Annotated in this window: 8 protein-coding genes; 2 read left to right on the top strand and 6 right to left on the bottom strand. The window is 63.2% G+C overall.

All coding sequences use genetic code 11. The annotated features are described in order from the left end of the window. Positions 1-126: 126 nt before the first annotated feature. Together ABWU19_RS13175 and ABWU19_RS13170 are read right to left on the bottom strand one after the other, a co-directional pair. Positions 127-1,086: an alpha/beta hydrolase-fold protein gene (locus ABWU19_RS13175; RefSeq protein ID WP_435902128.1), complete on the bottom strand. Its 960-nt coding sequence runs from the start codon at positions 1,084-1,086 to the stop codon at positions 127-129. 57 nt (positions 1,087-1,143) lie between these two features. Beyond that, on the bottom strand, positions 1,144-3,834 hold the full coding sequence (locus ABWU19_RS13170) for a phosphoenolpyruvate carboxylase (protein ID WP_435902127.1): 2,691 nt from the start codon (positions 3,832-3,834) through the stop codon (positions 1,144-1,146). 149 nt (positions 3,835-3,983) lie between these two features. On the opposite strand from ABWU19_RS13170, the gene ABWU19_RS13165 reads away from it, so the two are divergent. Continuing rightward, positions 3,984-4,496: an NUDIX hydrolase gene (locus ABWU19_RS13165; RefSeq protein ID WP_435902126.1), complete on the top strand. Its 513-nt coding sequence runs from the start codon at positions 3,984-3,986 to the stop codon at positions 4,494-4,496. Positions 4,497-4,541: 45 nt separating this feature from the next. Further along, positions 4,542-5,429: a riboflavin biosynthesis protein RibF gene (ribF, locus tag ABWU19_RS13160; RefSeq protein WP_435902125.1), complete on the top strand. Its 888-nt coding sequence runs from the start codon at positions 4,542-4,544 to the stop codon at positions 5,427-5,429. Here ribF and ABWU19_RS13155 read toward each other — a convergent pair. From ABWU19_RS13155 to glgP, 4 genes are all read right to left on the bottom strand, one after another. Further along, complete coding sequence (locus tag ABWU19_RS13155) at positions 5,426-5,839, bottom strand: DUF4258 domain-containing protein (protein ID WP_435902124.1); 414 nt, start codon at positions 5,837-5,839, stop codon at positions 5,426-5,428. The genes ribF and ABWU19_RS13155 overlap by 4 nt on opposite strands. A 103-nt stretch (positions 5,840-5,942) precedes the next feature. Then, complete coding sequence (locus ABWU19_RS13150; RefSeq protein WP_435902123.1) at positions 5,943-6,569, bottom strand: ComF family protein; 627 nt, start codon at positions 6,567-6,569, stop codon at positions 5,943-5,945. A gap of 3 nt (positions 6,570-6,572) precedes the next feature. Then, entirely contained in the window at positions 6,573-7,556 is a 984-nt protein-coding gene (mtnA, locus tag ABWU19_RS13145; protein WP_435902122.1) for an S-methyl-5-thioribose-1-phosphate isomerase, read from the bottom strand. Positions 7,557-7,706: 150 nt separating this feature from the next. Next, positions 7,707-10,223 carry an alpha-glucan family phosphorylase gene (glgP, locus tag ABWU19_RS13140; protein ID WP_435902121.1) on the bottom strand — a complete coding sequence of 839 codons (2,517 nt, stop codon included), beginning with the start codon at positions 10,221-10,223 and terminating at the stop codon, positions 7,707-7,709. Between the last annotated feature and the right edge of the window lie 243 nt (positions 10,224-10,466).

Here is a 10,466-nt window from a genome sequence, read left to right as displayed (position 1 = left end):
CGCCTGCTGGGGGTGGAGCGATATTACCTGCTGGAGTGAAGGGGGGTGCGGAATGTGGGCTGTTGGCGCAGTTTGGGGAAATGTGGCTGGTGGCTTTTCCGAATTGGGGTAGCCTATCACTTCCCCTCAAAAACCAAACAGGTAGCGCAGGGCTGGGGCCAGCCCCTGCCGCCAGGTCATCCAGTTGTGGCCGGAGGGGCGCTCGAGGTAGGCGTGGGGGTAGCCCTTATCGGCCAGCAGGGCGGCAAAACGGCGGTTGGGGGCCAGCAGCCACTCGATCTGGCCGGTCTCGCAGTAGAAGCGCAGGGGCAGGGTGGGGGCGGCCCGGTACTGCTCGGTGAGCCACTCGGGGTCGGTAAAGGAGTCGCCCCCCTGGGGCGAGGCAGTCAGGCAGGCCGACTGGGTGGCGATTTTCTGGAAGAGGTTGGGGTGGCGCAGGGCCAGCCAGCTCGAGACCAGACCTCCCAGGCTGGCGCCCATCAGCCCTTTTTCCGGGGTGGGGCCATAATGCGTTTCGACAGCAGGAACGATTTCGCCCAGCAGGTGCTGTTCGTAGGCCTTATTGAACCAGTACTCCTGGCGGCGGTCTTCGGGCTCGATGAACACAATCCGCACGGGCTTTATCTGGCCCAGCTCCAAAAGCCCCTGGGCTACCTCGGCCAGCCTGGCGGTGCGGTAGTAGGCCACCCCATCGTGCACATAAAGGGTGGCCTGGGGCTTTTCGGAGGGGTTATAGACGTAGTAGCGGCGGGTAGAACCAAAGGCCCGCGACTCCAGCCGGTGCCGGTGCACATCTACCGCGCGAGAAGGTTGGTGTGGGGCGGTGTAGCTGAACCCTGGCAGCTCGATGGCCCGGGGGTAGCTCCACCAGGGGTTCTGGGCTTTGTGGGGGTTGTCGGGGTCGGGGAAGGGCTGTTGGTTCTCGTCCAGAAAGGCGTATTCCACGTAGGCCCCGGCGGGGAACTCGAGCGTCAGGGGCTTCTCGATGGGAATGGGCCGGCGGTTCCAGTCGGTGAAGTCGCCTACCAGATACTTGGCCCCAGCAGGGGGGTGAAAAGTCACGTGGCGGTTGTGCACCTCAACCATAGCGCCCCCATCATATGGGTATCGTAGCTGGTCGTGGCATTCAGGTTCTGGTCGCACCTAGCCTGCGTTGCGCAAGCCTGCTGCAATTCCCAACAGTGAAAGCATTAAAGTCCGCTCCAAACCCGTGCGTTCGGGGGCCTCGGGGGGGGTGCGGCGGTAGCGCTGCAAGAGTTCGACCTGCACCAGCGAGATGGGATCCACATAGGGGTTGCGCAACTCGGTCTGACGGGCCAGCACGGGGTGTTTGAAGAGCAGGGTGTTCTGAAAAGTTTCCTCCAGAATGGCTTTGGTTTGCTCGAAAGCCTGGGCGATACCGGGGAAGAAACGCTCGGCCAGCCTGGGTTCGACCAGGCGCAGGTATTCGCGGGCGATGCCCAGGTCGGCCTTGGCCAGGGCGATGGCGGCGCTATCCAGGGTAGAGGCGAAGAAGGGCCACTGTTCAAACATCTCCTGGCGTAGCCCAGGCGGAATTTCCTTTAGCCCCTCGGCCAGCCCGTACCAGCCCGGGATCAAGAGTCGCACCTGCGTCCAGGACATTACCCAGGGGATGGCCCGCAGGTCTTTGATTTCCCGCACCCTGCCGGAGCGGTACACCGGACGGCTGGCAATGTTGAGCGCCCCAATTTCGCGGATGGGCGTGAACTGCTCGTAGAACTCGAAGAAGCCGGGGCGGCCCAGCAGCTCGCGGTAGGCCTCGGTGGAGCGCTGGGCGGCTTTTTCCATGGCCTCCCGCCACCTCTCCTCGAGGGGTGGGGCCTGGCCGTAGAGGTCGCGGGCCGAGGCCAGGGCCATGTGGTAGAGCATCTGCTCGAGGTTGCGTATGGCCAGGTCGGGGTGGGCGTAACGGTCGGCCAGGGCCTCGCCCTGTTCGGTCAGGCGCATGCGGCTGCCCACCGTACCGGGCGGCAGGCTGGCAATGGCCCGCCCTGCCGTGCCGCCGCCGCGGGCGGTGGAGGTGCCCCGCCCGTGGAAGTAATAGACCTGCACGCCGCGGCCCCGGGCTACTGCGGTGATGGCCTCCTGGGCCTGGTAGAGCGCCCAGTTGGCCGCCAGAAAGCCCGCGTCCTTGTTGGAGTCGGAGTAGCCAATCATCACCTCGAGGCCCCCCCGCCCCTGCACCTGGGCTTTGAAGACCGGGTTGTCCAGCAGCCGGGCCACCACCGCGGGGGCATGGTGCAGGTCGTCCAGGGTCTCAAAAAGCGGCACCACATCAAAAGGCAGTGCCCGTCCGGGGCGGTACAACCCCACCTCCCGCGCCAGCAGCACCACTTCCAGCAGGTCGCTGGGGTGGTGGGTCATCGAGACCACGTGTGCGCCACGGGCTTTCCAGTTGCGCAGGGCCTCGAGGGCCGTTTGCAGGCTTTTGCTCTGGGGGCGGTAGCCCACCGGGGCCAGGGGCCGGGCTGTGGCCAGCTCCTGGGTGAGCAGGGCTTCCTTTTGCTCCGGCTTTAGCGCGGTGTACTGCTCCTGCACACCAGCAATTTTTAGCAGCTCGGCCACCGCTTCGCTGAGGGCGCGCGACTCCTCGCGCAGATCCAGGCCAACCAGGTCGAGCCCGAAGGCCTCGGCGTTGAGCCGGATGGGCCTTACGCTGACTCGAGCCACCTCCCCCAGGCCAAGCTGTTCCAGGCTGCGCTCGGCTTTGCCCAGGTCGCTTGCGAACTCGGCGGTGCTGGTGTAGCCGGGGCCGGGCTGCTCGCCCAGCAAAGCCCGTAGCTTGTGGCGCAGGCCCATGCCAAACTGGCGGTAGGGCTCGCTCTGGAAACGCTCGGGCAGCGAAAGATGCCTAGCGTGGTCTTCCAGGGCCAGCCGCAACTCGCGGGTGATGGTGATGCGCTCGTCGCTGAGGGACAGGTCGCGGATCAGGCCTTCTACATCCTCCACAAACTTGCGCAGGGCGGTTTCGCGGGCGTAGTTTTGCGCCCAGCTTGTAACCTCGGGCAGCACGTTGGGGTTGCCGTCCCGGTCGCCGCCAATCCAGCTGCGGAACACCAGGGGGGGTGAAAGGTTGGGGCGCTGTCCATAGTGGGCCTCTATGGCCCGCTCGAGCCCATCTACCAGCCGGGGAATGGCCTGCCACAGGGTGTAGGTGATGTAGAACAGACCGCCTTTGACCTCGTCTTCTACACTGGGGCGCGATTTGCGAAGTTCGGAGGTGCCCCACAGCAGGGCCACCCGCGCATCCAGGGCAGGGCTGGCCTGCTCCCGCGCCGCTTTTTGAGTCGGGTCTGTCGGCCCGGCGGCGTCCAGAAGCCGGGCAATTTCGCTGATGTGGTAGCGCTGGGTGCGGCGGCGGGTCTCGGTGGGATGGGCGGTAAAGGTCAGGTGCAGCCGCAAGCGTGAAAGCACCTCCACGGCCTGCTCGTAGCCAAGGCCCTGGTTTTTGAGCTGCCCCACCAGGGCCAGAAACGACTCGCCCCGGGGTGCTTCTGGGGTGCTGTTTTTCTCGCGCTCCCGGTTAACCCGCACGCGGTGGCGTTCTTCGGCCAGGTTGACCAGGTGAAAGTAGGTCGAGAAGGCCCGGATCATGTTCTCGGCCTCGAGCAGCGAGAGTCCCCGCACGATGGACAGAAGCTGCTGTCGGATGTCTTCGGCGTAGCCCTGCCGCAGGGCTTTGGTCAGCTCGCGCACCTGTTCTTCCAGTTCAAAAATACGTTCGCCGGAAAGCGTGCGGATGGCCTTGCCCAAAGCCCGCCCCAGCACGTCCACTTCGCGCTTGAGCTGTTCAAAGAGCCGATCCTCGTTCATTCAGCGATAGTGTAACGGGTTTGGAAGCCATTCCCAAACCCTGCGGCTGCCGCGTTTTGGAGGGGGATTGTGCCCTCTGGAGCATCGGCGGCGCAGGCTTTATTGAAACACCGTTTGACGTGGATTTCTTTTGCCGTTAGCTTGGGGGCATGCCCGAACGGCAGTACCTGTACAGAGGCCGCATTCTCAACCTGGCCCTCGAGGGCACCTACGAGATCGTAGAACACGCCGATGCGGTGGCGGTTCTGGTCGAGCGTGGCGGCAGGCTGCTTTTTGTGCGACAGTACCGCCCGGCCATCGGCAGCGAGACCCTGGAGATTCCCGCGGGCCTCATTGACCAAGGCGAAACCCCCGAACAGGCGGCCCTGCGCGAGCTGGCCGAGGAAGCCCAGCTAACCGGCGAGCTACACTACCTGACCGGCTTTTACCTCTCGCCCGGCTTTTGCAACGAGAAGCTGCACGTGTTCCGGGCCACGCATATCCGCCAAGCCTACGCACAACCCGACCACGACGAAGCCATCACGGTAGAATGGCACTACCCGCGCCAGGTTTTGCGGGATGCCCGCGAAGGCAAGGTTCAGATATCCGCCTCGGCCCTGGCCGGAATCCTCTTCTACCTTAGCGAGAAGGCGCTCGAGGACGACATTCCGTATTACGAGTAGCCAACCTTCCGTTGCCCATACCCTCGCCCGGTTTTCATACCTGCCATGTTGCTTATCAACGACCCTTCCGATGCGCCGGCTGGCCCCAAGGTGGTGGCGATCGGCAGCTTTGATGGCCTGCACCTGGGGCACCAACACCTGATTCACCAGGCCCAGCAGGAGGCCAAAAGCCTACACGTGCCGCTGCTGGTGTACACCTTCGACCCCCCCAGCAAGGTCTTCATGAGAGGGGAGGGCTTCCTGACCGATTTGACCGAGAAGCTCGAGCTCTTAAGGGGCCTGGGGGTCGAGATTGCCCTGATTGTGCCCTTTACCGAGGCTTTCTCCAGGCGCAGCAAGGACGACTTCCTGAATGACCTGCGTACCCTGGAAGCCCAGCGCATCTATGTGGGGGCCGATTTCCGCTTTGGGCAGGGGAGGGCCGGGGGCCTGGAGGATTTGAATGCCGTAGCGCCCACCCAGATTTTGCCGCTGCTCGAGCTGGGTGGGGGGCCGGTCAAGTCGAGCCGCATCCGCGACCTGCTGCGTGAGGGGGAGGTTGACGAGGCCAAACTGCTCTTGGGAAGGGCTTATGTCGCCCGAGGTATTGTGCAAGAGGGGGACAAGCTTGGGCGACAATTGGGTTTCCCTACCGCCAATATCGAAGTGGCCCACCTTAAAATCCTGCCGATGGGGGTGTTTGCTGTGCGGGTGCAGACCCCACAGGGCAAGTTCGGCGGCATGGCCAATGTCGGCTATCGCCCCACGGTTTCGGGTCAGAGCCTGCGCTTCGAGGTACACCTGTTTGGTTTCGCTGGTGATTTGTACGGCCAAGAACTCGGCGTGGAATTCCTGACCAAGCTGCGTGGAGAGATGAAGTTTGAGAGCCTGGAAGCCCTCAAAGCCCAGCTTGCCCAGGACGCCGAGGCCGCCCGCCGGGTCTTGGGGATTTAGCGGGGTATATCCTCGGCGGTCATGAAGCGGGGTCTGACCCAGCGCACCTCTTCGAAGGTGCCGTCGTAGCGCAGGATGGCGGCAATGCGGGCCCTCGAGTACACCTGGTGCGGCTTCTTGGGGATGAAGGCGGTCACGATGTCCACCCAGCGCGGCTCACGGTACTCCAGCACCACGTGCAGCGGCAGCTTGAGCTGCGGCGGAAAAACCATGTAGCCCAGCACCAGCATGCGCTGGTCTTCGGGGTAGACGGCCATCTCGCGGCCCCACTCCACCGCCTGCAACACGTCGTGTTCAATAAAGCCCTCTTGCAGCATGTGCTTGGCCACGTGCGGGCCGATGCGGTAGCGGCCTTCGCGGATATAGGGGAGGAGTTCCTCGAGCCTGCGGATGCGCGATCGTTTGATCATTCGTCCCCCCTTTAGCAATAATCCCCAGGCTCAAAAGAGCTGGGGTCTGGTCTCGTGCAGCACAGAACCCCCAGGGAATATAGCGGGGTTCTATTGCTGAAGATTATAGGGAATAGCGGGATAGATGATGTGGGCTTTTGACCGCAATTGCCGCACCGTAAACCCTGGCTGCTCCGGCCTCGAGCAGGGCCTTGCGGGCACGTTCAAAAGTGGCCCCAGTAGTTACTACGTCGTCCACCAAAAGCCAGATGCCTTTTACACGCATGCTGGGCTTGAAAGCAGCTTCGGAAAGCTGCAGGCGCTGAAACAGTGTTTTTTGGGTTTGCGACTTTTCCCAAGAGGCACGCGAGAGCACCTTTTTGTATGGAATTCCCAGGGCTTCGGCTGTGGCCAGCGCCAGTAGCTCGGCCTGGTTGTAGCCCCGCTGGATCTGGCGGTGGAGCAGGGTTGGTACGGCAGTTACGCCATCCAGGCCCCACTCGGCCTGCTTTACGCCCTGCGCCAGCAGCTGGCCCAGGTAGGCGGCCAGTTTGCGCTGCCCCTGGTACTTGATGGCCTTGGGCAGCCGACCCAGGTGCTTGTAGTCGCCCAGGTAAACGAAGTGGGGCAGGTGCCTTGGTACCAGCAGGGCCTGGCAGCTCGAGCAAAGCAGAGGCTCTCGCAATGGCTGGGCACAGCCGGGGCAGGTTGCACCGGTTAGCTGTTCCCACCAGCCCAGGAGCGGTCTCACCCTTCACCCGATCTGCAAGGCCGCCCGCAGGGCTTCGTCGAAGGGGGGATAGAGCACCCCTTTCTCGGTGACGATGCCGGTAATCAGGTGGTGCGGGGTTACATCGAAGCCAGGGTGGGCTGCCGGAAAACCCTCGGGCGCGATGGGCTGTCCCCGAATGACCGTGACCTCCTGGGCCGAACGCTTCTCGATGGGAATCTGGTCGCCACGCTTTAGCCTGGGGTCTACCGAGGAGAGCGGCAGGGCCGGATAGAAGGGGATGCCGTGGTACTGCGCCAGAATGGCCAGGCCATAGGTGCCGATTTTGTTGGCAAAGTCGCCGTTAATGGCCATGCGGTCGGTGCCCAGCATTACTGCATCTACCTGGCCCTGGCCCATCATGTAGGCCGCCATGTTGTCGCTGATCAGGGTGGCGGGCACTCCGGCTTTCTGCAGTTCGTAGGCAGTCAGGCGGGCCCCCTGCAGGTAGGGGCGGGTCTCGTCTACCCAGACGTGCGTTATCCGGCCCTGCCGGTGGGCCTCGATGATGGCCCCCAAAGCCGTTCCGTATCCGCCTGTGGCCAGGGGGCCGGTGTTGCAATGGGTGAGCACCTGGCCCCGCAGCACCCGCGCCCCGTGCTGGCTGATGGCTCGCTCGGTTTCTTCTACCTCATTCCAGATAGCCTGGGCTTCCTGTAGCGAGGCCTCGAGGTTGCCCCAGTGGGGTTTCATGCGATCCAGGGCGTAAAACAGGTTGACCGCGGTGGGGCGGCTCTGGCGTAGCAGGGCGTCGGCTGCGGCCAGGTCTTCGCCCGACAGGTGGGCCAGCACCATGCCAAAAGCCGCCGTCACCCCGATGGCCGGGGCCCCGCGCACCACCATCTCGCGGATACCGGTGGCGGCATCGAGGGCGCTTTGGCAGGGCACCCAGACCTCCTCGAAGGGGAGCTTGCGCTGGTCTAGGAGCCAGAAGGTGTTGTTTTCGAAGCGAAAGGGCACTACGCGCATGGGCTCAGTCTACTCGAGCTGATAAAAACACATGAACTAAGTGTCTCCATAAGCGAAATGCGAGATGCCGTACCGAAAGTTCGCTTTAGGAATTGCGCCAGGTATGCATTGACCCATTCCGCTGGTTTTGCCAATCTGCCCTGGCGCAACTTAGACCTTTGCCGGCTCTTCCACCACCGTGCCGGCCCACTTCACCAAGGCCACCTCGCGGGGGCTGGAAAGCTCGGGGTGCACCGCGGCTACCCGCACCCCGTACACATAGCTGCCGGGGCGGGCGGGCTGGTAGGTGCCGCTGTACACCAGGGCCTCCCGCTCCTGCCCGGTGTGATTAAGCGCGACCACTTCCAAATCGCCACTGCTGCGGCGCACCACCAGCTCGACCTGCAGGGTTTCGGTGGGGATGCCGTAGGCCTGCACAAAAGCCCGCAACTGCAAGGGCTGGTTGGCTGTGCTGTGCGGGGCCTCGACCCATACTTTTACGTTGTTCCAGGCGCTTTGCACCAGGCTTTTCCAGCGTGCGACCTCTTTTAGGAGAGCGGCGTTCTGCTCCATCAGGTGGGCCGAGCGCCGGGCCAGGGGGGTGTAGAACTTGCGGTGGTACTCGTCCACCATGCGCTGGGCCGAGAAGGTGGGGCCGCAGGTGTGAATGCTGTCGCGCACCATAGCCAGCCAGCCGCTGGGGGTGCCCACCGCGCCGCGCGCGTAAAACAGCGGGATGATCTCGTACTGCAAGGTGTCGTAGAAGCTCTGGGCATCGGCGTGATCCTGGGCCTCTTCGGTGGCGTAGGTGCGCTCGTCGCCAATGGCCCAGCCGTTGGTGGTGTTGAAGGCCTCGGCCCACCAGCCATCCAGAATCGAGAAGTTCAAAGCGCCGTTGAGCGCTGCTTTCATGCCCGAGGTGCCGGAGGCCTCCATGGGGCGGCGGGGGGTGTTGAGCCAGACGTCCACCCCCTGCACCAGGGTGCGGGCCAGGCTCATGTCGTAGTCCTCGAGCAGAATCATCTTGTCCTCGAGGCCCAGCGCCTTGATTTTTTCGGCCAGCTTGCGGATGAACTCCTTGCCGGGCTCGTCCTTGGGGTGGGCTTTTCCGGCAAACACAAACTGCACCGGCAGGGGGCCGTTCAGTATCGAGACCAGCCGGTCGGGGTCGGTGAACATCAGGATGGCCCGCTTGTAGGTGGCAAAGCGACGGGCAAAGCCGATGGTCAGCACGGTGGGGTCGAGCACCTTTCCAGCCGCCCGCAGCCTGGCCGGGAGGTCGCCATTGCGGCGGCGCTGCTCAAACAGCCGCACCCGCACCTCTTCGATGAGCTGGGCCCGCAGCCTGTTGCGGATGCGCCAGAGCTCGTCCTCCTCGAGCTTGTCTACCGTCCACTGGTTCGGGTCGTGCAGTTGCTCGGCCCAGGTTTTGGGGAAAGTACGCTCGTAGAGGGCGTGCATCTCGGGGTGCAGGAAAGTAAAGGTGTGGATGCCGTTGGTGATGTGCCCGATGGGGACTTCTTCCGGCTCCAGGCCTTTCCACAGGTGCTGGAACATCTCGCGCGACACCTCACCGTGCAGCGCCGAGACCCCGCCTGCGGCCCTCGAGGTGGTCAGGGCTAGGTGGGACATGCTAAAGACCGGGCCATAGCTCTTTTCCTCGCGGCCCAGGGCGATAAACTCCTCTTTGCTTATACCCAGCCTGTTCCACCAGCCGTCCAGGTAGCGCTCGACCAGATCCAAAGGAAAGGTGTCGTGTCCAGCCGGTACGGGGGTATGGGTGGTGAAAAGGGCCCCTGCCGAGGTGGCCTCCAGAGCCTCGCCAAACGAGCTTCCAGTCGCAACCATCTCGCGTATGCGCTCGAGCCCCAGAAAAGCCGCGTGGCCTTCGTTCATATGCCAGACTTCGGGCTCCTGGCCCAAAGCCCGCAGCAGCCGCACCCCGCCAATGCCCAGAATCATCTCCTGCTCTATGCGGATTTCCTGTCCCGGTGCATACAGCCGAGCAGTTAAGGCACGGTCTTCGGGCCGGTTTTCGGGCAGGTTGGTGCTCATCAAGTAGACCGGAATGGTGCCCACCTGGGCCTTGTAGGCCATCACGTAGACCATCCGCCCGGGAAACTCCACCGCCACCCGCAGGGGTTTGCCGTCTTTGTTGACCACCACCAGCGGCAGCTCTTCGGGCAGGAGGTCTTCGTAGACCTCGCGCTGCTGGCCCTCGGGGGTTAGCTGCTGGCGGAAATAACCCTCGTGGTAGAACATGCCCACGCCGGTGAGGTTGAGCCCCAGATCCGAGGCCGCCTTGATGTGATCACCGGCCAGGATGCCCAGGCCACCCGAGTAGATGGGCAGCGACTCGTGAAAGCCATACTCCATAGAAAAATAGGCGATGCGGGGCGTCTTTTTGGGGCGGGTTTGCAGGTAGCGACGAAAATTGGCTACCGTGGCCTCGACAGCTCCCACATAGCCTGCATTTTCGGCCAGGGCAGCCAGGCGCTCGGGGTCGGCTTCCAGCAGGGCGCGTACCGGGTTAGCCCGGAAGCGCTTCCACTGCGAAGGATTAATCTGTTCGAACAGGTGCTGGGCTTCGGGGTTCCAGCTCCACCAGAGGTTGTAGGCCAGCTCGTGTAGGCCCTTTAAGGGCTCGGGTAGGCTGGGCATGCTGACGATTCGACCGATGGCATTCATAATCAAGCCAAGATTTTACCACCATATATTTTGCCGAAGGTCAGAAATCGAACAGAACCGCTGCTGGGATGCGTGCTTTGAAGAACAGAAGGCCCTTGCAGGCCAGCCAGTCAGCATGCGCCAGGCCCCAGCGTTACAAAAAGCGTTACGCGACCTTTAGTATCTAAAAACGCTGTTGCAACCGCACCCCCTCATCCAAAAAAGCCCACACCAACGCCCACCAGAACGATATGGAAGCAATTT

It is taken from the genome of Meiothermus cerbereus, from assembly GCF_051297115.1.
Lineage (GTDB): Bacteria > Deinococcota > Deinococci > Deinococcales > Thermaceae > Meiothermus > Meiothermus cerbereus_A.
Note: the sequence above shows the minus strand (reverse complement) of the source record. Positions and strands in the feature narration are given on the sequence as shown.

Bases quoted from the DNA above. Each gene is read 5' to 3' on its own strand.
- ABWU19_RS13155 (WP_435902124.1), bottom strand. From the start codon at position 5,839: ATGATCAAACGATCGCGCATCCGCAGGCTCGAGGAACTCCTCCCCTAT.
- mtnA (WP_435902122.1), bottom strand. From the start codon at position 7,556: ATGCGCGTAGTGCCCTTTCGCTTCGAAAACAACACCTTCTGGCTCCTA.
- ABWU19_RS13165 (WP_435902126.1), top strand. From the start codon at position 3,984: ATGCCCGAACGGCAGTACCTGTACAGAGGCCGCATTCTCAACCTGGCC.
- ribF (WP_435902125.1), top strand. From the start codon at position 4,542: ATGTTGCTTATCAACGACCCTTCCGATGCGCCGGCTGGCCCCAAGGTG.
- glgP (WP_435902121.1), bottom strand. From the start codon at position 10,223: ATGAATGCCATCGGTCGAATCGTCAGCATGCCCAGCCTACCCGAGCCC.
- ABWU19_RS13175 (WP_435902128.1), bottom strand. From the start codon at position 1,086: ATGGTTGAGGTGCACAACCGCCACGTGACTTTTCACCCCCCTGCTGGG.
- ABWU19_RS13170 (WP_435902127.1), bottom strand. From the start codon at position 3,834: ATGAACGAGGATCGGCTCTTTGAACAGCTCAAGCGCGAAGTGGACGTG.